The 22,692-nt window shown below is 59.8% G+C and carries 11 protein-coding genes and 2 pseudogenes; 6 read left to right on the top strand and 7 right to left on the bottom strand.

All coding sequences use genetic code 11. From position 1 onward, the window contains the following. The first annotated feature begins 25 nt into the window (after window positions 1-25). The 3 genes from V5B40_RS19970 (at window position 26) to V5B40_RS19960 (ending at window position 2,447) form a co-directional block, all read left to right on the top strand. Window positions 26-1,177 (top strand): DUF3300 domain-containing protein, encoded by a 1,152-nt coding sequence (locus V5B40_RS19970; RefSeq protein WP_332356145.1) that lies wholly within the window; start codon window positions 26-28, stop codon window positions 1,175-1,177. 52 nt (window positions 1,178-1,229) lie between these two features. Then, window positions 1,230-2,207: a DUF2950 domain-containing protein gene (locus tag V5B40_RS19965; protein WP_332356144.1), complete on the top strand. Its 978-nt coding sequence runs from the start codon at window positions 1,230-1,232 to the stop codon at window positions 2,205-2,207. A 108-nt stretch (window positions 2,208-2,315) separates the two neighbouring features. Then, complete coding sequence (locus V5B40_RS19960; protein WP_332356143.1) at window positions 2,316-2,447, top strand: hypothetical protein; 132 nt, start codon at window positions 2,316-2,318, stop codon at window positions 2,445-2,447. Window positions 2,448-2,653: 206 nt separating this feature from the next. Here the strand turns inward: V5B40_RS19960 and V5B40_RS19955 are convergent, their stop codons facing one another. The 5 genes and pseudogenes from V5B40_RS19955 to V5B40_RS19935 all read right to left on the bottom strand — a co-directional run bounded on the left by V5B40_RS19955 (window position 2,654) and on the right by V5B40_RS19935 (window position 13,049). Beyond that, window positions 2,654-3,424, bottom strand: coding sequence for a DUF2272 domain-containing protein (locus V5B40_RS19955; protein WP_332356142.1), 771 nt, complete (start codon window positions 3,422-3,424; stop codon window positions 2,654-2,656). Between the two features lie 265 nt (window positions 3,425-3,689). Further along, window positions 3,690-4,850, bottom strand: a pseudogene (locus V5B40_RS19950) (IS4 family transposase); the annotation flags it as partial. Window positions 4,851-5,034: 184 nt separating this feature from the next. Next, window positions 5,035-9,870, bottom strand: a complete 4,836-nt coding sequence (locus V5B40_RS19945; protein WP_332356141.1) for an RHS repeat-associated core domain-containing protein — start codon at window positions 9,868-9,870, stop codon at window positions 5,035-5,037. A gap of 57 nt (window positions 9,871-9,927) precedes the next feature. Then, window positions 9,928-10,743: a hypothetical protein gene (locus tag V5B40_RS19940; RefSeq protein ID WP_332356139.1), complete on the bottom strand. Its 816-nt coding sequence runs from the start codon at window positions 10,741-10,743 to the stop codon at window positions 9,928-9,930. Window positions 10,744-10,967: 224 nt separating this feature from the next. Further along, window positions 10,968-13,049 carry a helix-turn-helix domain-containing protein gene (locus V5B40_RS19935; RefSeq protein WP_332356138.1) on the bottom strand — a complete coding sequence of 694 codons (2,082 nt, stop codon included), beginning with the start codon at window positions 13,047-13,049 and terminating at the stop codon, window positions 10,968-10,970. Between the two features lie 612 nt (window positions 13,050-13,661). Between V5B40_RS19935 and V5B40_RS19930 the strand changes: the two genes are divergently transcribed. Together V5B40_RS19930 and V5B40_RS19925 are read left to right on the top strand one after the other, a co-directional pair. Next, window positions 13,662-15,551 carry a rhomboid family intramembrane serine protease gene (locus V5B40_RS19930; protein WP_332356137.1) on the top strand — a complete coding sequence of 630 codons (1,890 nt, stop codon included), beginning with the start codon at window positions 13,662-13,664 and terminating at the stop codon, window positions 15,549-15,551. Between the two features lie 69 nt (window positions 15,552-15,620). Further along, entirely contained in the window at window positions 15,621-17,069 is a 1,449-nt protein-coding gene (locus V5B40_RS19925; RefSeq protein ID WP_332356136.1) for a hypothetical protein, read from the top strand. A gap of 76 nt (window positions 17,070-17,145) precedes the next feature. Here the strand turns inward: V5B40_RS19925 and V5B40_RS19920 are convergent, their stop codons facing one another. After that, the gene (locus V5B40_RS19920) at window positions 17,146-18,654 is read right to left on the bottom strand and encodes an ISNCY family transposase (RefSeq protein ID WP_332356135.1); all 1,509 of its coding nucleotides are present in this window, start codon (window positions 18,652-18,654) and stop codon (window positions 17,146-17,148) included. Between the two features lie 263 nt (window positions 18,655-18,917). Between V5B40_RS19920 and V5B40_RS19915 the strand changes: the two genes are divergently transcribed. Beyond that, window positions 18,918-21,275 (top strand): hypothetical protein, encoded by a 2,358-nt coding sequence (locus V5B40_RS19915; RefSeq protein ID WP_332356134.1) that lies wholly within the window; start codon window positions 18,918-18,920, stop codon window positions 21,273-21,275. 85 nt (window positions 21,276-21,360) lie between these two features. Here V5B40_RS19915 and V5B40_RS19910 read toward each other — a convergent pair. After that, window positions 21,361-22,318, bottom strand: a pseudogene (locus tag V5B40_RS19910) (IS1595 family transposase). Window positions 22,319-22,692 lie beyond the last annotated feature (374 nt).

Raw genomic sequence — 22,692 nt, 5'->3', positions numbered from 1 at the left:
CCCAAGCAAAGATTAGGAGAATGACATGGACGCTCCGCGCCTTGTTGGGCTGCTGCTATCCGGATTCATGGCTCTGTCGGCCTGTACAACAGTTCCCTCAGTCACTCCCGCTGGCACGGTAAGTCCCTCGTCCGAGTCAGTCACACCAAGCGGTGAAACGCTCGCGCAGGAACAGCTTGAACAACTGCTGGCACCGATCGCCCTATATCCTGACGCCTTGTTGGCGCAGGTCCTGATGGCCTCTACCTATCCTTTGGAGATCGTTCAGGCTGCCCGCTGGCGCAAAGAGAACATGACATTGGAAGGCAAAGCGCTCGAGGATGCACTGCCGAGCCAGCCTTGGGATCCTAGTGTCAAGTCGCTCACGGCATTTCCACCCGTGCTGGAGATGATGAACGAGCAACTCGCCTGGACTCAGCAACTCGGTGACGCCTTTCTGGCCGATCAGAAACGCCTGCTTGCCACTACCCAGAAACTGCGCAATGCGGCCAACACCCAAGGTAACCTGAAAACCACCGCGGAACAGACGGTGATCATCGAACCAGGCACCAGCGAAAGCTACATCAGGATCGAGCCGGCCAATCCCGCTGTCGTCTATGTCCCGGCCTACGACCCCTCGTATGTCTACGGTGCCTGGCCGTACCCGGCCTATCCGCCGTACTACTACTATCCACCTGGCTACTATCCCGGTGCCGCCTTCTGGACCTTCACGGCCGGCATCATCGTGGGTGGGGCACTGTGGGGCAGCTGCAACTGGCGTGGTGGCGACGTGCATATCGAGCACCACAAATACAACAATTTCAACCGCAGCAATATCTCCGGCGACCGAAGCAACTGGAAACACAATGCCGATCACCGCCGCGGGGTGCCGTACAAGGATCAGCGCGTTGCCCAACAATTCAACCGCGGGAGCAGTGCCCGTGACGCCCAGGCCCGTCAAAGCTTTCGCGGACGAAGCGATGGAGCTGCGCTGGACCGTGGCGAACCTGGCCCTGGGCGAGACGGCGTTGCCAACCGGGATCTCTCGGGTGGCAGGCAGGCCAGCGGCTTTGGAGGCTCCGACGACGGTCGCCGTTCACGGGACTATGGCAGCCGTGGCATGTCCAGTCGGCAGGGCATGAGCAGTGGCGGATTCGGTGGCGGACGTATGGGGGGAGGCCGCGGCGGACGACGCTAGTCTACGTTGTCCAGCCCCGGTCGCGTTACTGATCTGCTTCGGAGAAATCTCGATGTCTTTCCTGAAAACCCATCTAAATTCCAAGACGGCCTGCCGTCTTTCGGCACTGGTTTTGTTGGCTTCGATCAGCATCTCATCGGTATCGGCGGCAGAGCTTCGGCAAAAAGCTTATGCCTCCCCGGAGGAAGCTTCCATGGCGCTGCTAAACGCGGCTCAATCAGGCGATGAAAAACGTATCCGAGAGGTCTTTGGGCGGCAGTGGAAGTCTCTTGGCTCTGGTGATCCAGTGCTCGCCAAACGAGAGCGCGAGGCCTTCGCTGCGGCCTACAACGAGAAGCATGAAGTACGGTTGCTGAACGAAACCAGGGCAACGCTCGTGCTGGGCAATGAAGAATGGCAGTTTCCCATACCCCTGGTCAAGGTGAACAAGGATTGGCGTTTCGACACGGCAACCGGGAAGGCGGAAATCATCAATCGCCGTATTGGCCGTAACGAATCCAACACCATTCAGGTGCTGCTCGCCGTCGCTGACGCCGAGCGGGATTATGCTTCGAGAGACCATGACGGCGACGGTTTGCTTGAATATGCACAGAAATTCTCCAGCACAGACGGCAAGTTCGACGGTCTTTACTGGCCGGTCCAAGCGGGTCAACCCGAAAGCCCATTGGGCCCGTTGGTCGCCAAGGCGACGCGTGAAGGCTATACATTCAAAAAAGACGGTCCCACGCCGTACTGGGGCTACTACTACCGGATCCTGACAGGGCAAGGCAGTGCAGCCCGAGGCGGATCCTACAGTTACCTCGCTGGTGAAAAGATGATCGGTGGTTTTGCGGTGATTGCGTTTCCGGCCGAATACGGCGCGTCAGGCGTCAAGACGTTCATGATCAATCACGATGGCGCGGTGTTCGAGAAAGACTTTGGAAAGAAGACATCCCGGCTCGTTGCCAAAATTCAGCAGTTTGATCCCGGTGAAGGTTGGCTATTGACAGACAAATCGGCAATCGCGGTTAAGCAGCATGGTGGGTATTGAATCGCCTGCGATTAAAGCAACTGGTCAGCATGATTGACGCTCTGGGGCGAAGTGTCATAGAAGTCACAAGTGTTCTTGCTTTCAAACGAATCGAGGGAGAATGAAATCATGAAAACTGCCAAAATCGGCTTGAGGGTCGCGATTGTCACGGGTCTCTTGGCTGTTACGCCGTATGCAAATGCGACGGAGAATGCGCAGGAGCGCCGCGATGCGCGCGACGTCAAACAGGGTTCGCGGTAGGACTCGCGCGACGTCAGAGCGGGCAAACCGACTACGCCACAATAGTCCCCTGGCAGAACAAGGTAGCCAAGGGTGACCTTGCTTTGAAGGCAAGAGCCTGCCCCGCCTGAGCTTGGTGTTTCGATGTCCGCAAGCCAACTCTCCAGTCGAGTCGGATACGGCATGATCGGGTCCATAAAACCAGGGGCTGACATGAGTGCGCAGTTTCAATCGAGGCGATTTTCGACAATCAAAACCCATGGCCTTGCACGTGAAAATTGCACGTAGCCATCGGGGGATAAGGTCAATATCGTTTTGGAAACGGAATTTCGGACATTGCCGCCAATGGCATGCACGGTTTGACCGTTGGTTTCCACGACAATGTCGCAATGCATCCGCCATGAGTAGAGTGAATCCTCAATTTCCTCGGTCACTTCTGGCGGCCTGATTTTACCCCGGGTAGCACAGATCAAGTCTCCTGGTTTAGGCTTGTATTGATAAATGGTACGGGGTATCAATGCCGCATATGGATTGTCGGCGTTGGCAATCAAACGGTTAAGATAAAAGCGGTGGGCACTGCTCGGTGGAAACAGGTCGTTCGGTACGCTTGCCGCCTGCATAATCCAACTGATGAACGCGGCGGACCAAGGCTGCTTGCAGTCGTAACCCGATATCCGGGACTTGCCGACTGCGCGCCAATACTGGTTGATCCGGTCGCTGTGGTCATCGTCGTCATCTTCCCAAATTCCCACATGGGGAATGCTCTCCTCCTCGCCATCAATCACGACTATCTGCTGGCCGAAGTACACCCATTCCGCCTTCGCGGCCTCCACGATCCTGTTTTTCCGGAACCCCAAAAAATGTGATCCCGAATAATCGCTTTTCGGTTCGGTCTCCTGTGCCTTTGGCTGTTGTTCTGGCTGCACAGGTGTCTTCGATGCCGAGCCGCAAGCAACCAAAGAAATAGTCAAAGCGACAAGCAGAGGTTTGGTTATCAACGTCGTATCTCCGTCGAAACGTGGATGTCGGAAAAAAATCTTGATAGGCTTTGTAGCTACCTGATACTATAACTATAAGCGAATGCTTGATAAAGCGACCATCCAGGGTGCCAACGGGACGAAAATGCCGGGTACGTTCTTGTTACTTGCTTGCCGCTAATCGTTGCCCTGATTCTGGTGCGGGTCACAGTTTGAAGGCTCCAGAAAGCCGACGAGGTCAAGCAGGTAGGCGGCAGGTGCCTTACCGCATCCCGTTATACACAACTCACATGACATGACGGATCTCGCGCATATGCTCTACGCCGGAGACGAAATCACGCAAGCGCTGGATGCCGAGCCAGAGGGATTTCACGCCGGGTTCGCCGTCGCCCTTGCGGGCGAGGAATCCGCCGAGCGGTGCGATCAGGCGGACGACCTCGCGAATGCTCGGCACCTTCTTCGGTGGCTTCTTCTTGTTGAGGATAAAGGCGCCGGCCCATTCCGTTTCGGAGAAGAACAGATCGGCAGGCCACTGCGGGTGGATGCGTCCCAGGCGGATCAGGCGGGCAAGGCGCCAGGAAACGACCAGATAGACCGCCAGCGCCAGTTCCAGCTTGCTCTGGCTGCCCAGTTGCAAGGCCTCGACCCGGCAGCCGTTCTTGAGCACATGGAACAAGGTTTCGATCTCCCAGCGGCAGCGATACCAGTCGATCAATTCGACGGCCGCCTCAAGACCGGCGACTTTACGATTGGTCAGCAAGCGCCATTCGACCGGCTTGCAGCCGGCGGGCGCCCCGATTTCCGTGGCGATCAGGCAGGTTACGCTGACGTGGCGGTCGTCCGTGCCAGGAGCCGGGAGGTCGACCGCATGGCTTCGCAACTGCTGGCGCACGATCCGTTTCGGTTGCCCGTGCCGCGATGCCAGCGTGAATTCGATCTCGCCGAGCGGCGATTCGGCAAGAGTTGCCGCCCACAGTTTGCCGCCTTGCGGCAAACAGCGGTTGTGCTTGGCGCGAATCAGCCAGTCGGCCGGCGTCCCCAACGCCTGGGCCCGCTGCATCAGGCCGACAATGTCCGCTTCGCGGTCGGCCACATAGACCAATCGCGTTTGTGGCATCCCCGCCGCGGTTTCGGCGACCCGCTCGTAGCCTTCAATCCAGCGCGTGCTCTCGCTGATGCCCGGCCGGCTTCCGTCGGCCGCTTTCGCTTCTCTCGCCCACATCCAGGCGTCGATCACCCCGAGTGGTTCGCGTTCGGGGGTCACCGCATAGGTCGGGTGCAGATACATGCCGCGCAGGGCTTCGTACGAGAGCGGCCCGAGTCCCTCGATCTCCTGACCGTTGAAGTCCAGTTCGGTGGTGTCCTGAAGACACGACACCACCGGGTGTTGTGCCATGCGCCCTTGGCTGCTATCCATGTGCGGTTGCAGGATCGGTTGCCAGTTCAACCGGTATCGCCGCGGCGAAGAATAGTCGGACACTCACCTTCGCGGCGTGATCTACGCGTCAATGTTGCGGTCGAGCTGACGCACTGGTTCGATATTTTCATTTCCCGCTTGCAACAGACGCGCGGGGTCGGGTCTTTTCTTTTTCTTAAGGCACGGGGAAAGACCTTACCCCAATAACCGAAATTTAGAATCCGCCGCTGTTTATACAGTCATCCTCCAATTTCAGCTTAATAAAAGCGGCATAACGCAAAGCTGCCGTCCGACTAAATCGGCCGACAAAGGATTCTTCGATAAACCCACCATTTACAACGCGGGCGGCATCCCGTCCCTTCTCAATTGTTTTTATCTCCTTCCACGTGGTATCTGGTGCGGCATGCTGCACCCAGTTCAATCGCTGCCAATAACCCCACCAACAATCCTCGTATTCGCATTTCGTATAACTAACTTTCCTGTAATAAACATTCCATCCCCCAAATGTGCCGTGAGCTTCCTCTTTCACCTTAAAGTATGCCTTCAGAACATCAGAGGTGGTATATAAGCCAGCCAAGCTAGCAATTAGGTCTGCCCCAATTTCTATCGGATTCAATGATGTGGGTATTTCAGCTAGGAGTTGTGCCCCTTCATTAATTACCGGGTTTGATGCATATGAAGCAATGGCAACTTCTACTTTACAGTCCTCTACAACGTTTCTATCACATAGATCGTCACAACAAAGAAACAAGCCAGTCGGGTCGGTAAAAGCGGTTGGACGATTACCGACGTAGGCATAAAGGTTGACGCCATCTAGGTAGCCCAGCGGATCCCTCTGAAGGAACCTCCCCTTCAGCGGGTCGTAGTATCTGGCGCGATAGAAATAGATTCCGGTTCCTTCATCAAGCCGCCTGCCGGTGAACATCCATGGGCTTCCAATCGCGCTACTAGGCGTGCCCCATGCATTCGGTGCGACCGCAACGCCAGCACCATCAAATATTGCCGGTAACCCATAAGCATCGTAGGCATACCGCTCGACCACGTTGCCTGCGGAATCACTAACCGCCTCCACCGACCACAAACTATTCTGGTGGTAGTAGAAGGTCTGGCCGTCACGATCCATAGTGAGGACTTCATCGATGTAATTGCCGTAGACGTAGGTTGCCTGCGTGGCACCGCCAGCGCTCTGGTCCTCGACGATACGCGCAGCGTCGTAGAAGTAACGCGTCTCCACCGGGCTCGAGACGGCAGGCGGATCGGCAATCTTCTTCACCCGCCGGGACAGCGCGTCGTACTGGTACTGCCCCACCAACCGGCTGTCGGCTTTGCGCGTCACCACTGTCAGCCGATTCTCTTCGTCGTAGGCGTAGCGGTACAGCCCGTCCTCATCCGTGTTTCCGTTCAAGTCCGAGAGCACCGGCACCACCCCGATTTGCGTGATCTCGTTGGTGACGCTGTGCGTTCGCGCCTCGGGGATCGCGTCGGTGGTCTTGATGTTCCAGTTACCCACCGGGTCGAGGGCGTACTGGGTCTGGGTGCTGGGTACCGGCACCGTGCTGGCAACCAGGGTGCCCACCTTGTAGTCGATCAAGCGGTAGATGCTGTCGTATTGGTATGCCTCGGATCGGGTCTGTGAATTCGCAGAGTCGGCGAGCTTGTCCTCGAAGCGCTTGTTGCCTTCTTTGTCAAAGTCATAGGCAAAGCCGGCGATGCGTGTCACGCCTTTGCTGTGGTCAAGACCCGTGATCCAGTTGTTGGCGTTGTAGGCGTAGGCTGCTGTGGTGCCGTTGCGGTAGTTGCGAAAGACGACGCGATTGCTGGCGTCGTAGCTGTACTGCACGATGGGTGGCGGCGAACCCGCATCATCAATCCTGTCGAGCCGGCTACGCGGGTCGGCGGTCTCCATGATGGCCCTGCCACCGGGGTAGGTTAGCAAACGCGTGCGCCCCGGGATGTTGTAGGCGTAAGCCAGCGTCTGGCCGTTCTGTACCGTCTGTGTGACGCGGTTGGCGCCGTCGTAGGTAAAGGTGACCAGCCAGCCGTCTCGCTCGGCGCTCAGCATGCGCCCCGACAGATCGTAGCTCATGTTGTCGTCGGCACTGGTCGGGTAGTCGCGCTGGGTCAGGAAATACAGGTCGCTGTAAATATAGGTCGTGACCTGGCCCTTCTGGTCGCTGCGGGTCTTGAGGTTGTCCACGCGGTCATAGGTGAAGCTGCGCAGCCTGCCGTCGGCGTAGGCCTCTTTGACGCGGCGGTTGATGTTGTCGTATTCGTAGTCGGTGGCGTGTGTATTGGCATCGGTGACGCGGGTCAGGTTGCCCACCGCGTCGTACTGGTACCTGGTGACGTTGCCCAGCGCATCGGTGGTCTGGGTGCGCCGGTTGATGTTGTCGTAGATGGACGATGTGGCGTTGTTCTCGCGGTCGCTGGTCGTGAGCAGGTTGCCCACCGGGTCGTAGGCGTAATGCGTGGTTTTGCCCAGCGCGTCGGTGACGTCGGTGATGCGGTAGATGGCGTCATAGCCGGTGGTGCTGCCGTTGGTGTTGCCGTCTTGCTGGCTAAGCTGGTTGCCGACGTTGTCGTAGCTGGCGGTGGCGACCAGCCCCACCGAGTCATCGACCCGGGTGCGCCGGTCCAATGCGTCGTAGGTGTAGGTTGTGACGTTCAGGTTGGGCGTGGTAACGCCGGCTATGTTGCTCACCGGGTCGTAGGTCGTCATCGTCACGTCGCCAGCGGCGTTGGTCATCTTTACCTGTCGATTGAGCGCATCGTAGACATAATTCGTCACATTGCCGTTGGGCTCGGTCAGGTTGGTCCGATTGCTGTGCGCGTCATAGCTATACCGGGTCACCGCGTCGTCGCCGTCAATGGCATCGGCACTATCGGTTTGCTTGCGATTGACGATGATCGCCCGGTCCAGCGCGTCGTACTTGAAATACGTCACCTTGCCTTCGGCGTCGGTCTGTTGGGTCACCAAGCGCGATCCTTTGGTCGGGCCGGTGCACGCCGGGCAAGCACCCACCGTGTCGTAGACCAACAGCGTGACGTTCGCCACGGCGTCGGTCTTGCGCACCATCCGGTCCAGCGCGTCGTACTGGTAAGCGGTGGAATGTGTATTGGCATCCCTATCGCTCAGCTTGTTGCCGACCGCGTCGTAGGCCATCGTCGTCACGTTGCCGATCGCGTCGGTGGCCGTGGTCGGCCGGTTCTGCACGTCGTACTGGAAGCTGGTGCCGTTCGCGTTCCTGTCGGTGGCAGCGCTGCGGTTGTTATTGCCGTCGTAGGCCGCCGTGCTGCTCTGGCCCAATGCGTCGGTGGTCCTTACCAGGCGCTGGCGCTGGTCATACTGGTAGCTGGTGGCATTGCCGTTGCGGTCGATCACCTGCACCTGGTTGCCCTGGCCATCGTAGGCAGTCTGGGTGATCTTGCCCAGCGCGTCGGTTTCCTTCACCAGGCGGTTCAGGCCGTCATACTGGTAGGTGGTGGTGAAGCCGCGGGCGTTGGTGCGCGTTATCACGTTGCCCACCGCGTCGTAGGCCATCGTCGTCACCTTACCTACCGCGTCGGTCATTCGGGTGCGGTTGCCGAAGGCGTCGTACAGGTAGGTCGTGAGGTTGCCGTTCCTGTCTTTCTCGCTCAACACGTTGCCGCGCGCGTCGTAAGTCCATTCGCGCACGCCCAACAGCGGATCGGTCTGCTTGACCCGGTTGCCGCGCGCGTCGTACTGGTAGGTCGTGGTACGGCCGTTGGCGTCGGTCATGCTGGTCATCATGTTGAAGACCGGCTCGTAGGTATAGCTTGTTACGTTGTTCAGCGCATCGGTCCGTTTGATCAGATTGCCCTGCGTGTCGTACTGGTAGCTGGTGACGCGACCGTTGGCGTCGGTTTGCGAGGCAATCATTAGCGTCGTAGGGTCGTAGGCATACGTCCACGTGGCGCCGTCGGGGGCCACCGTCCGGGTCACATAGGCGCGGCTGTCGTAATCGTATTTCCAGATATTGCCGCGCCCGTCCGTCCTGGTGGTGGTGCCGGGCAAGTATTGGCGCACCATATCGCGTGCCAGCGCGGTGTCGTCGATGACCCAGTTACTGGGGTTGGCTAGCGAGAAGTAGGGCGTGCCACTGCCGTCGTTGATGCCTGTCGGTTTCTGATTGGTGTAGGCGTAGCTGGTGCTACGCCCGTCCTTGTCGGTCTTGCCGGTGATTTGCCACAGGAAGTTGTAGTTGTATTGGGTCGTCTTTCCCGCCGGATCGGTGATCTTTTCGAGCTTGGTGCCGGTTGCGTCATAGCTGAAGGTGGTGACACGACTGAGCGGGTCGGTCACGCTGGCGATCTTCTTTTGCGCGTTGTAGGTGAAGCCCAGGCTGCGGCCATAGGTGTCGGTGACCGACATCAGATTGCCGCCGCTATAGGCAAGTACGGTCACGTTGTTGTTGCGGTCGGTAACGCGGGTCAGCCGCCAAATTTGCATGCCCGACATGAAGGGCCTGCCGGCAATCCGCTCGAAGCGCGAGGCGGTTTGGTCCTTGGTGGTGATGGTGAAGGAGCCGTCGGGGTTCTTGACCATCTTCTCGAAGTAACCCGGCGCCGCGGTGAAGCTTCCACCGGCCCCGAGCTGGTATTTGGTCACCCGCCCATCGCCGCCCACCCGGAACATATGGCCGCGCACGCTGTACAGGAAGGCGTTTTCGGAGTGCGTCCAACCAGTGCCGGCGACGGTGTCAAGGCGTGCGCGCGACGTATCGGCGTTATAGCTGTCGTAGCTGAGGGTCAGATTAAGCTGCAAACCGGTCGAGCTGCTGACCGTGGAGACTGGGTAGGACTGGCTGGTGTTACCTTCGGTGAGGCTGCCGGTGCTGGCCGAATCACCCGCCGTGGACGAGGAGCAGTTGGAGCCGGGGCCGGCGGTGGAGGCCTGGCTGCATGGCCCGCAGATGGAGCAGCGCCGGGGAGGATCGCCCCCGATATTTTTTGCTCCAACCGGAGCGCTGGCTACGAGGCCCGCCAGCAAGAAGACGATCCCAATGGACAAACCGCGCAGCTTATTCATGATGGCCTCCAGTGCGTGGGACCAGGTCAGCCGCAACGCGCCGCCAGGCGCGCGGGCTTATACGCTACGGCTGGGCTGGCTGCGATTGTGCGGCTGTCCGCCGCGTGTGGGGCTGCAAATGGGCAGCAGAGCGAGGGCCACAAGGGCCAACACCAGCGTGCCGGGTTCGGGCACCTCATTGCTTCCCTCCGTGTCCACGTGCGACGTCATGATCAGAAAATATGACAGAGTGCTGTCGAGCGGGACGGTAGCGCTCAGTGTTTGCGAATTGAGCTGGGTGGTAGCCGCGAAATTCGGTCCGCCAGCGAGCACGCCGGAACTGAACAGGATGGTTTCCCCGTCGACCTCCAGGCTGGCATCGAAGTCGGTGTCGAAACTTCCCAGCGAGTCCGCGAAGGCATGCAGCATGCTGCTGATATCCATGCTGAAGGTGACATCCACCAGGCCAGACACCCCGGTGAAACCGAACAGGAACGACAGACTCCCCAAAGCGCCAGGCGACGACACTCCCGCGGCATTGCCGTTCCCGCCCAGATTGATGGCGCTGCTCACATTGAGCGTGCCCGCGCCGACCGACGCCTCGGCGTGCCCGGTCGCGAAGCTGACCGTCGCGTCGGTCGATACGTCGATGCCGGTGCCGAATTCGCCATTCGAGTCGGCCTCGCCCAGGCTGTTGAAGGCGGAACTGACGATGGCGCTGACATCCGACGGGCCGAAAAAGACCACGCTTCCCGCGGCAGGAATGATCTGCAGGTTGGAAATGCCGAGCGTGCTGCCGGCAACCACTAGCGCCAATGCGGTCTTGACGGGGAGACACAGCAGCAGCAGGAAGCAGCCACCGCGCACAAAACCCTGAATGAACGTGGCTCGCATGCCAAATACTCCCTTGCGCCTGGCGCATGGACCCATTGCACAGCACGTGACGTACGGCGAGGGTCCGATCGTTCGTACGGATAGGCAAATGAATATCAGGATCAAAGTATGGGCTGGCGAAATCGGTATTGCAAGAAATAGCCTTGTTCGCCGTGATATGCAGACCTCCCGGAATCCCCGGCGAACGTGGTCTAATTTTGGACAGTAGGTCGGCGAAGGCCGTCTCATAGCGGAGACTGGCCGACCTCGATGCGCAGCCATTTTCCGCCGGGGATCCTGGCGCCGAGACCAGTGAGCTTACGGCACAGCTGTTCTTGGGCATAACGGCGTGCGGGTTGCTGTAGCGGCTCCAGGCGAACGACCACCCAGTGTTCGTCACTGCGTACCCAGCCATGGCAGTTGAAAATCGCATAGAGCAGGTCCACCCGATCGCTATCCTTGGCATAGCTGTCGTCAAGCCAATCGAGAAGCTGGCGGCGCACGTTCCATACGGAACTCGTGACGAAGTCGAAGAGATTCTTGCCCTCGTTATCGATGGCGTTGAAGGAGCGGTAATCGGACAGCCCCGTGACATTGACGCGCTCGGGCAAGCGAGCCTTGTCAGCCTGGAGTTGTTTGAGTTGCGTTTCGCTCACGGCGATGGCCGCAGCAAGCCGCCGATGCCGACTGTTGTGGCGCTCACTTCCGTCCCGATTGAAGCTGGGTTGAGTCTTGGCCTGTTGCTTGTAAAGCTTGGCGAGATGGCCCTGGGTGCTCGCAATCTGCTGCGCAAGCCCTTTGATCTGGGGATTGGCGATGTCCTGTTTGTCGCTCTCGGCCAAGCCGAAACCCGGATGGTAATGATAGGGATGACGCCCCTTGAGGTGTTTGAAAGTGTTCTCCGAGGCGCCCCAGCGACTGAGCATCGCGGTCAGCACCTCTTGCGGCGACCACTGAAGGTCAGCGTCCCAGCAGAGCACGCTGATGCGGTGATTGGTACGCAAATTCCACAACACCACCCGACGCAGGTCGAACGTATGCGCCAGCTCGGCCATGCCGGTGTCGGGATCGGGATCGGGATCGGGATCGGTTTTAGGTGGGTAGAGGCACGCCTTGGTCTCTTCGAGCAGGCGATAATCCGTGCCGTTCATCGACACGCTGTGCGTGAAGTCTGCGGCCGGCAAGGCCCTGAGCCGCGCAGGATTGGCGTTCTTCTCCCAAGTGATGAAGGGGGTGCGGCGGCGCACGAGTTCGCTGAAAAAGCCCAGCCCATCGCCCTCACGGTCGAAGACCTGTACCGGCGGGGTTCCCAGGGACTGTTGTCGCGCATACTCGCCAAGCTTCAGAATCTGAGCGCGCAGGTCTCCCTTGCCCTCCTGAATGTCGAAATAGACGATGCGCCCCTGTTCGTCACAAGTGACCAGATTGGTCTGTCCGGGCATCGGCATCCGCCGCTGTGTATTCCAGGCCGCATGCACCTTGTCCTGTCCGGTATAAGGCAAGAGATGACCGTCCGTAAACCACAGCCGGGTGGCGACCAGGCCGCAGCGGATCTGATCGGCAAAAAACGCCTTCAACAGCGCCTCGGCCCGCGACTTGCCGGCGACGTCATGGAACCAGGACCACAGCGTGTCGAGAGCGGGTAGCCGCCCCAAGCCCAGGAGCCGTCCCGCCTCCTCGCGCCGCTCATGTTTGAGCTGCTCAATGGAGCGGATGTTACGCACCGCCATCAGCACGAACACCTGGAAGATGCGCCAACCGTTGCCGAACAGCTGGGAGAGTCGTTGCATCCACTGCCCTTGGCTCATCAGGACCAGCAAGACAGGGAAAATGCCGGCATAGCGGCTGGCTTCCCAGTCATGGTGTTCCGCATAGGGAAGCTCGATCACTGCGGCGGGAACCTGTTCCGGTGAGGCCTGCTCCGCGACTGTCTGGCGGCTCGGCTGATCGACACGCACGACCTCTTCGAGGGGCGCTTCCTCCAGCGCACACCGCGCCGCGGCTTCGCCATCCCACGCGAGTTCCTCTTGTGTTACTTCCGCGGTCAGCCTCTTCTCGGCACGCCGCAAAGCTTCGAGTTCGCGGGCCTTGGAGCCGGGGCGGCGTTTGTCAACATGCAGCCGACCTTGCCGTTCTTCGCTCACGCTGTGGCTCGGACTATAGCCATGCAGCAGGCCGGTCACCCCAAAGAGCCGATAGCACTCGCGATAGTTGTGCAGCGTCTGGCGACTGAGATTGAGCACCTCGGCCAAGCGCGTCTGGTTCAGCTTCCTCTGTAATAACTCAACCACCAGGAGGCGCCGCTCGGCCTTGTCGGCAAGATTCACCCGTTTGCTCAGACTGCCATGATGATAAAGGTCACCCTGGCTGCGAGGGCCACGCGGAAGGTGCAGACAATAGCCTCTGCCCAAGTCGAAACGGCCTTCCTGCTTAACCGCTGGTTCCAATAACTCGCTCTGCGTCACCCCTCACCCCCAGGTCCCCGCTGCCTGACGCGATTCTAGCATGAGATTTATGCTTATTGCACTTGTTATTGCGTATTTACAATAGGATATAAGCATCGTTGTCCAATAAACGTTTTCCGTTCCCGGCGTGACGAAGGTCCAAAAAACGACGATAAGGCTTTTGAATCACGCGGTTAGCGGGGCGTCTGAGTCGCAATTCCGGGAGGTCTGGATATGAGCCTGAACGGGTCGCGTATTTCCGCTGAGGCACGAGCCTGAAAGAAGAAGGAAGCGAGAGAAGAAACGGGTTGATCATTCTTCAGGTGGTGATCAACATGAACGAAACAGAGCTTCGCACGATTGAGCAGGCCGAACAGTTTCTCAATGCCAGCGCCCCGTGGCTTTACAGTGCTCGAGTCGGACGCGTAGTATCCAACGGCCGCAGCCTATCGGCATGTCATCCCATTTACCGCCTTGTGGAAGATTCTGCGAACCATGCCCGACCATAGCTGGACCTGCACTGCCTGTCACAGTGCCAATGCCGTCGCCACTGAATGGTGCCGCGAGTGTGGCGCCCCCGCGTCGACTGCGCCGGAGCCCTACGATCCATTGTCTGCCGAGCGCCGCGACTTGCCTGTTGCGGGCGACTTGTCGGCCGCGGGGCAGGTGAGTGGGCAAGGTGGCCAGAGTGGCCAGAGTGGCCAGAGTGGCCAACCCGGCGAGACCTTTTTCGCGTCCCGCGAAAGCCCTTTGGCCAGGGCAAGGATCTACGTCTTCGGCGGCCTTGCCGCGGGTTTTGCCATGGTCATTGTGAAACACGGCGGGTTTTCGTCTGAACTGCTGGTTACTCTGCCGATGCTGCTCCTCTTCGCGTTACCCGTCTGGCTCCATTTCCGCAACCAACTCAGATTTGGCCAAGCCATGGTCACCCTCAGCGATGAGGCGATCGAGGCGCCAAATCTCGCCGCGACCGAAAAGACACTCCGGTGGGCCGACGTTGACACCATCGCTCTCGATCTCAAGCAGCTCACCCCGGTTCTCGCATTCCACCTCAAGGAAGTTGACGGGTTTCGCAGCAACAGGAAGTCGTGGGCGGGAAGCAATCCATCGAAGCCCACCCTGGGAATGTCCGCTTTCTCGCCAGCCGATCAGGAACGCCTGCTCGACGCGGTAAGACGTCGACACCGTCGGGCGATGGGCGGGATCTCTCCCGAGCCGGGGGCAACGGGCAACGAACTACGGGAGAAGCGGGAGTTCCAGGAGCGAATCAAGGCGCTTCAGCCCTACACCTGGGCGACGCACGCGCTGGTCGGGGCCAACATCCTGATCTGGCTGGTGACGCTGCTCTATGGCGCCGAGTTCGCGCGAACGGCGGCAGAGGACCTCCTCCTTTGGGGCGGCAACGCCGCCTCTGAAGTTCAGAGGGGAGAATGGTGGCGGCTGCTGAGCGCCATTTTCCTCCATGGCAGTCTTCTCCACTTGGCGATGAACATGCTCGGGCTGTACACGGCCGGCATGATCGTCGAGCGGATCTACGGTCCACGGCTCTTTCTGATCATCTACCTTGGTTCGGGGCTGCTCGGTAGCGCTTTGAGCCTGCATTTCGCCGCCCAGCAGGCGGTAGCGGTCGGTGCTTCGGGGGCGGTTTTCGGCGTCGCCGGGGCTCTGCTGGCGGCGGTATTCCAGCATCGCGACAAGCTGCCGAGAGCCTTCAGCAAGCAGACGCAGGCCGGGATCGGCTTCTTTGTTCTCTATTCGCTCGTGCAGGGCTTTGGGCAAAGCGGCATCGACAACGCGGCGCACGTGGGAGGCCTGCTGGCCGGCTGTCTCGCTGCCTTCATTTTGCCCGAGCGCTTCGACCTGGATCACTACCGAAGAGTGTTCGCCAGCCGAGCCATTGCCGTGCTGGCCATTCTAGGTCTGGCGACGGTGAGCCTCGCGGCCATGGCTCCGTTGGCGACAGTCGATCCCGGACGGGTCGTTGCCAGCTCACAGTTGCAGTTGTTGGAGCGTGCAGTTGGCCGTTTTGACAGCGGCACGAGGTCGATCGCCTATGACCAGGACGAAGTCAAGGCGGGCAGGCTTTCGGAGCGGGAAGCAGACGAACGCAGCCGCTCCGTTCATGCGCCGATTTTCCGGGGCATCACCGACGATTTATCGCAAGTGGTTCTCCGTCCTGGTGATCCACGCGTGCCCCTGATTCAGGACATGCGGCGCATGTCTGAACTGCTCACCGAGTCGCTGGCCATGGAGTCGGTGCTCGAGAAAGCCTCCGGAAAGCTCGAACCGGCGAACCCGGCGCGAATGGCGGAGATCGAGAGCGAACAGGTGGCGCTTGCTGAGCGGGTGACGAAAGCGATCCAGGCGCTGGCGGCGAAGAAATGAGCTGACTTCCGCCAGCGGGCGCCTGGTCTGGGGCGGGCCGTGTTTACTGAGCTCAGGATGGAGTACGCGATGCTTCGCAGCAAGGCAGAACTGGGAAAGTGGGCCGTAAGGGCATTCGCCTTTGTCGTCGTGGCCGAGATTCTCTATCTACTCTCGGGGAACCTGCTGCTCAACGCCGGTTTTCTGCCGCAGATGCTGAACCGCGACCCCGATCGTTTGCGCATCGAATGGGCTTCGGCATGGACCCTCCTGCCGGGCCATCTGCGTGTCACAGGCTTGACGCTAAGCGGTCAGACGCCCGCGCAGGAATGGTGGTTTTCGATGGGCCAGGGGGAAGCACGCCTGGCGCTGGGCAGTCTGTTCTTCAAGACCGTGCGCCTTGAAGGCGTCGAGGTGGACAAGGTGACGGCAGGGGCGCGCGATCGGATGGCGGGGGCCTCCGCCGGTATGGCAGCGAGGCCCGCTCCTGCTGCCGCTGCGGGTGGCCTGCCGACCGCCACTACGCTGCCGCAAGTCGACGCGGCGCCGCTGAGCGTGACCCCGCCGGAAGCGGAAGCTTCGCCAGCGGCGGGGGCGCCTTTGGCGCCAACAGCGCCGGAAGCCGCGCCGGCCAGCGAATGGTCGGGCTGGAGCATCGCTGTTGGCGATGCAGACATCGCACAGATCGGGGCGCTCGAAGTCAAGGGCTACCGTTTCAGCGGGCAGGCGCGGCTGCGGCTGGAGGATTTCAGTTACCGTCTCGATGGGCCCGTGAGCACGGCGCGCGGCAGGCTTCAAGTGGGCTCGGGCAATCTCCGGCGCGATTCCGATCGGCTTCCCGGCGACTTGCTGGCCGCCGACCTGCAGGGCGATGTCGACATCCGGCTCGAAGCCTTTCTCCCCGGGGAAAACCCGGGTGCCGCAGTGGCCCGGTTGCTTTCCGGCCGCATTGCCGTGAGCGGCGATCTGGCCTCATTTGCTTTCATCGACGCCTATCTCGGCGACAGCCAATGGCTGCAGCTGGACGGCAGCGGTCGTCTGCAGGCGAGCCTGCACCTCGAACACGGCACTTTGATGGAGGGCAGCGAACTGTCCATCGAATCGCCGGACTTGTCCCTGGTTCTGGATGAGCGCCTCGCCTCGGGTGCGGGCGAGCGTCACCTGATCCAGGGGGCGGGCCGGGTGCACGGTGATGTGCGGCTTGAGGAGGGCAGGGGGCAAACGCAGCTGCAGGTGGATTTGCGTGATGTGGCCATGCGCAGGCTCCCGGGAAACGAGCTTTTTCTGCAAGCCGAGGGCTTTCACCTTGGCTTGACCGCCGCGCCCATCAATTTGAGCGAAAGCCCAGGCGAGCCGGCGGTGTCCATGCAGTGGCGGGAGGCGGTGATGCCCGATATTGCGCTCTTGAACAGCTATCTAGTGCCTGACCGAAAACCCCGGTTTTTTGGCGCGCGCGCCGACTTGAAAATCTCGGTTGGCCGTGAATTTCTCGTTCGTCCCGAGTTGCGCTGGCCGACTTCTGTCGATCGCGGGCCATAATGCCCGAATGTCATGGTGTTCAAGCAAGCCGTTCGGACAGCGGCCGGAGTTACTGCATGGAAAAACGCTTGGCGGGCTATGCCGCCATTTTGTGGGGCATGTCGCGATCTGCGTAGCGGGTTTTGCGCTTCGCCCGCCGATTTTCCCCGTCCCTCAGGATGGCGCCAATGCGATGGATGTTCCTGGCCACTACAGCGAGCGCCACGTAGCGTTTGAATCCGTAAATCCCATGATCCGGACAGTAATCAAGACCATGGACCTCCAGTGCGTTGATCGCCGACTCGACCGCCGAGTGCTGACGTCGCGCCTTGACGAAATCCTCCGCGCTTTCCGCAGCTTGTGCCTGTTGCGACAGTTTGCCCTTCCGCGGTAACACCACCAGTTTCAAATGCGCCTGTAGTTCCTGCTGGTTTGCCGGTGAGTGAAATCCTTTGTCAAAACTACAGGCCTCCAAGTTGGCAAAATGCTGCTTGGTCGCTTTGACCATGGCCACTGCGACCTGCTCGTCCGTCTGCCTTTCCATGACCTGATGATGCAGGATGAAGCGGTGCTGGTCTTCCATGACGCAGACCCGTAAACCCAGTTCGACCGGCACGCCGGCTTTGCCTTTGCTGATCCATTCCGTGTGTGTCTCGAATATCGAAAAGACCTTCTCGGCATGCGGAATGGTTTCTCCCAGAATGACGCGCCGCCGGGTCTGGTCAATCTGCCGTACGGCATGTGCGATGAACTGTTCGATCTCGAGTTTGGCTGCCAGATGCTCAACGCCGCCAGCACCGCTACACGCAGGGGTCTTGCTCAGCGTCTCCTGGGCCTTGTCCAAGTAGGCTTGGGCGACCCCCAAGTAGCTTTGGTAGGCCTCGATAAGGCGATGGTCATTGGCGTCTTTCTGCGCTTCGCTACGGGCCTTGCGATGCTTTGTGCTCTGCGCGCTGCGCAGGTGCCGCTTGAGGTGCTTGACGTTGTAGGCGTGCTGCCGCCAGTCGCTCATCCCTTGATCGGCGCTCAGGCGCGCAGTCAGTTCGATCACCTTGCGCGTGGCGTCAAAGAGCAGGTTGATATCGGTCGGATAATGGACATCCGTCTCAACCACGAAGGAGTCGCAACGCCCATGCAGGACTTCGCCTGCCGGTTTTTTTTTGACCAGTTCATGACCCGCATCGACGACGATTTGGTTGATCTTGTTCAGCAGTTCCGGCGTGAATAAGGTGACATTGTCTTTCAGTGTTTGGTAGTGGTACGACGTCGGGTCGAACAACCCATGCCCGAGCATTTGCCGAATGGTGTTGTGCTGATTGACCAACTCATGCAGACGGTCGTAGTCGATGTTCAGGTCAAGCCGGATCACTCCGCAGACGAAGATCGACCAGAGCGTCATCCCGGGACGCCCCGTCCGTTTGTCGACCTTCGGGGCCATGTCTGACTCAAGCAACTGGAAGAGCTTTGCCCGCTTGTCTGGATCTTGGTAGAGGTACTGCAAACCTCGCAGAATCTGCGGGATGTCGTCGCGCGACTTGGCGTCAAGAATAATATGGCAAACATCGACTTCGCCAATGTGCATCTGGGTATTCTCGACAACTCGCATCGCTTGTCTCCAAAAACTCGCCTGTTTGGCCTGTTTGTACTCTTCGGTAACCGCAATTATAATGCCTTTGGTCTACCCGTGACGGACCTTTGAAAAAAGAACGAAGATTATTTCCGCTGCCGGATTGATGACCCGTTCTGGCACGAAGATCTCTACCTATTTGTCCTCAGAAGCCCGAATTTCGATGTTTTCACCACAGATCATCCTGCGGCTATCAATTCTTCATCGCTCGGAAATCCGCCCAAGCCCTTGCTACTGTTCGGATGAAGGGGTTTTCGGTCAGGCACTATCTACCCGGCGGGCTTCCTTTCAGCCTGGTTTCGGGGCAGGCGCGGCTGAACGGCGAGCTGGCCTATGCCGAGCGGGCGCTCTCCGGCAGCTTTGAGGTGGCAGGAGAGAAGGTTTCCGGAATCATTTTTGACAAGCCCGTGCTCGGTAGCCTCGCAGTCGATCTGATGGTCAAAGAGGCTGATTTCGAAAACCGGCGCCTCGATCTTTCCGGCTCCCGTATTCGCATGCAGGCCTCCGAGCACAGGGCTGCTGGTGGGGCTGGCAAGGCCACTCTGCAGACCGAGCTCAAGCTGGTGCAGGTGCAGCTGGCAGCGGAGTTATCGCTGGCCGAACTCAGGGACTTTTCCGGGCCGCCGCCGCTCAGCGGCGAAGTCAAGCTGGAGGGAACGGTGGCCAACATTGATTTCCTCAACGCCTTCCTGGCCCCGCGTCACGCTATCGAGTTCGGTGGCGGCGGCCGCCTGCAGGCGGAACTGCGCCTGAATGACGGGCGCCTGGCTTCGCCCAGTCGCCTGAGGGTCGAATCGGAGCGGCTGCTCGGCCGCTTTTCCGGCTTTGAGCTAAGCGGTGCGGGCGGCGTCGCGGCCGAGATTCAAACGCTGGCAGGTGCGGAGACGATGCGCGTGCAGATGGGCTTGCGGGCCATGCAGCTACGCCAGCTGAAAGGGGGCGCCATTTTCCTGCGCGGAAAGGGAATACAGCTGACCGCGACCAGTCCGCTGCCCGATGCCGGCAAGATGCGCGTCGAGCCGACGGCCGTGCTGAGCTGGCAGGATGCGCTGATGCCTGACGTTGCACTGCTGAACAGCTACGTCCCAGGTAAGCCGCCATTCAGCCTGAACTCGGGCACCGCCCGTTCGAGTGGTCGTCTCAAATACGTCGGCCGGACATTGTCGGGCAGCATCCATCTGGCTGGCGAGAAGATTGCCGGCACGCTGTTCGAGGAGTCGCTTGTCGGACAGCTCGGTGTCGATCTGGTGATCAAAAAAGCCGATCCGGCGAGCGGGTTCCTGGACCTCTCGGGAAGCAGCGTGCAGATGCAGGCAGCGGCGGCAGTGGACGCGGCGGGCGAGGCGAGTGCCGGGGAGGCGCCGCTGCAGACCCGTATCAGCGTCACGGAAGCTCGCCTGAAATCACGTCCGCTAACGGCCAGGGCGGCTCGCTCGGGACAGTTGTCGCCGCTCAGCGGAGTAGTGAAGCTGGAGGGGTTGGTGGCGAATATCGCTTTCCTCAACCACTTCCTTCACGGTGACCAGGGGCTGGCATTTTCTGGTGATGCAGGTATGAGCGCCGATCTGCGGCTTGCCGAAGGGAAGGTCGCACCCGGCAGCAGTCTGACGGCCGAGTCGGAACATCTGGTCAGCCGCTTTCTCGATTTCGAGGCCAGCGGTAGCGGCGTATTGAAGGCCGCGATGCAGGGTGCTGCGGATGCGCCCGAGGGAAAGCTGGAGGTAGTTCTGAAAAGCTTCGGGCTGCGCCGGCTGGACGACAAGGCGGCCTATGTCAGCGGGCGCGACTTTCAGATCACGACCGTCGGCAAACGCTTCGATGCAAAAGAGGGGCTGCGTGAGCTGGAGACGGTGGTCACTCTGGGGGTTGCCGAAATACCCGACATTTCCATCTACAACGCTTACTTGCCCAAAGAGAGCGGGGTCTCGATCGGCTCCGGAAAAGCAAGTCTGGCGGCAGACTTCAGGCTGAGCGGCGTTACCGGCAGCGCCAAGCTGGAGATGCAGGCCCGCGGCGTCGCGGTCCACGTCAGGGAGCAGACCATCAAGGGCGACCTGCACATCAGTACGCGCCTTACTGCAGGGAACCTGGAGAAGATGAGCTTCGATGCGGCGGGCACACAGCTGCGCATCGCCAACGGCTCGCTGGAGAGCGAAGGCACTGCGCACGACAACTCGTGGTGGGGACAGATCGACATCGAGCGCGGACGCATGACCTGGAAACGGCCACTGAAACTGGACGCGGAGATCAGCCTGCGCCTGCGTGACAGCGGTCTGCTCGTGCATCTGTTCGTCAAGCAGACGAAAGAGAAGCCGTGGCTGAACGACTTGCTGACCATCAGAGACGTCAGCGGCCGCAGTGAAGTTCGTCTCAACGACCGTGCCATCGTGCTCAGCAATGCCCGGCTGAGCGGTGAAAAGCTGCTGGTGCTGGCCAATCTGCGGCTGAGTGACGAGAAAATGCGCGGTGGCCTCTATGCCAGCTACGGGATCCTGGGTGCGGGTATCGAACTCAAGGGCGACGAGCGCAGCTGGAAATTGTTCAATCCCCGGGCATGGTATGACGCTTATTCCGCAGCATTCTCGGCCAAGCAGCCTTGATGTAAAACCGGTAAAACCACAGATCAAGCACGGTTTTGGCCGCATGTGCCTCAAAAAAAATTGGCTCATTATGTGTTTCGGGTTGTTAGCTGAGGAGCAACCCCAAGAGGGATTCGAGAAGTCGCTTTCCGCGATTTTTGGCGTTGTGAACGAACTCGAAGAAGCCGAGGTAGAGAGGAAGACTTTCCTGGGAGATGCCGCGGTGAGGCCGCAGCCAGGAGCGCAGCAAGGACCAGAAGCCCTCGATGGTGTTGACGTGAACCTCATGGAAGCCGTCGCCGTCTTCATCGCGGGCGTACTCGCGGGCGCTGTGGCAGACGGTCTTGTGATTGTAGCCCCACTCAGGCAGACGGCCGTAGATGTCATACTCGTCGGTCAGCACTAGGGTGCCCGGCGCGATGGTGGCCTGGATCAGCGCTTGTATCATGACTTGGCGGACGTTTTCGAGCATGCGGATGACGACTTGACCGCCGCGCTGGATCATGCCGAAAACCGGAGGCTTCTCCTTGGCAAGCGTGCCGCGACCGCGAGCCCCCTTCAGGCGGTTTCTGCGGCCCTTACGGTGTTTTTTTTACTGCCAAAGGATGTCCCTTGTGCCCCGCCACCACATAGACCTCGTCACACTCAACGGTTCCCTGGAGCGCTGGGGCGGGCTTGCGACTGACTACCCCTTCTCGAAGTTGGGTCGCCATCTTCTGAACGTCGTCCTTGTTGAGGCCCAGTTCCTTGCCGATTTGCGTGTTCGACAGGTTCAACCCCATAAAATACAAACACAAGATCCAAGTGCGCAAGGGTAGGTGATGCCCTTCGAAGATCGTGTCGGTTAAGTCGTCAAAGTACCTTTCACAGGACTTACAGCGGTACCTCTGGCGATGTTCCTGGGTCTCATCGCGACCAAACTTGATAACGTGCTCGTCCGCACAATGCGGACAGCGAACACCCTCTGGCCAGCGCAGGTCCCGAACGACTTCGAAGCACTTGGCATCGTTGATAAGGTCCTGGATTTTAACCAGCCCAGTGCTGGCAGTGTGCGTCGTGTACATGCCCCTTTCTCCTAGGTGTTCCTTCCCAGGAGAGCATACGGAATTCCTTGGGCGTTGTCTAGTGCGCCTCTAGCCTCGCTTTCGTTGCGCACCAACCTGGAATCCATAATGAGCCAAAAAATTTTCAGAGACTGGGTTGGCGCGCTTGGCTTACGGCGTTAGGGACTGGCCATCGATCAACAGCGGCGGCCAACAAAAACCGACCCGCCAGGAGCGACTGCATTAGAATGCCCACGCCTCGGCTTTTTGGGAACTTGCTGTTAAATCCGCGTAGGCGACTCACGAAGCTCTCTTTTCCCCGTTGCATAAGCGCTGTAGGTGGAGGGCAGCGGTCATGACTTTCATGATCAGGGGCGCCGCGAATCGTCATCACC

The organism is Candidatus Accumulibacter meliphilus (genome assembly GCF_036625345.1).
GTDB classification, from domain to species: Bacteria; Pseudomonadota; Gammaproteobacteria; order Burkholderiales; family Rhodocyclaceae; genus Accumulibacter; species Accumulibacter meliphilus.
Note: the sequence above shows the minus strand (reverse complement) of the source record. Positions and strands in the feature narration are given on the sequence as shown.

What these genes read in the sequence shown, in the direction of transcription:
- V5B40_RS19915 (WP_332356134.1), top strand. Translation starts at nt 18,918, where the DNA reads ATGAAGGGGTTTTCGGTCAGGCACTATCTACCCGGCGGGCTTCCTTTC.
- V5B40_RS19960 (WP_332356143.1), top strand. Translation starts at nt 2,316, where the DNA reads ATGAAAACTGCCAAAATCGGCTTGAGGGTCGCGATTGTCACGGGTCTC.
- V5B40_RS19965 (WP_332356144.1), top strand. Translation starts at nt 1,230, where the DNA reads ATGTCTTTCCTGAAAACCCATCTAAATTCCAAGACGGCCTGCCGTCTT.
- V5B40_RS19930 (WP_332356137.1), top strand. Translation starts at nt 13,662, where the DNA reads ATGCCCGACCATAGCTGGACCTGCACTGCCTGTCACAGTGCCAATGCC.
- V5B40_RS19970 (WP_332356145.1), top strand. Translation starts at nt 26, where the DNA reads ATGGACGCTCCGCGCCTTGTTGGGCTGCTGCTATCCGGATTCATGGCT.
- V5B40_RS19940 (WP_332356139.1), bottom strand. Translation starts at nt 10,743, where the DNA reads ATGCGAGCCACGTTCATTCAGGGTTTTGTGCGCGGTGGCTGCTTCCTG.
- V5B40_RS19945 (WP_332356141.1), bottom strand. Translation starts at nt 9,870, where the DNA reads ATGAATAAGCTGCGCGGTTTGTCCATTGGGATCGTCTTCTTGCTGGCG.
- V5B40_RS19920 (WP_332356135.1), bottom strand. Translation starts at nt 18,654, where the DNA reads ATGCGAGTTGTCGAGAATACCCAGATGCACATTGGCGAAGTCGATGTT.
- V5B40_RS19925 (WP_332356136.1), top strand. Translation starts at nt 15,621, where the DNA reads ATGCTTCGCAGCAAGGCAGAACTGGGAAAGTGGGCCGTAAGGGCATTC.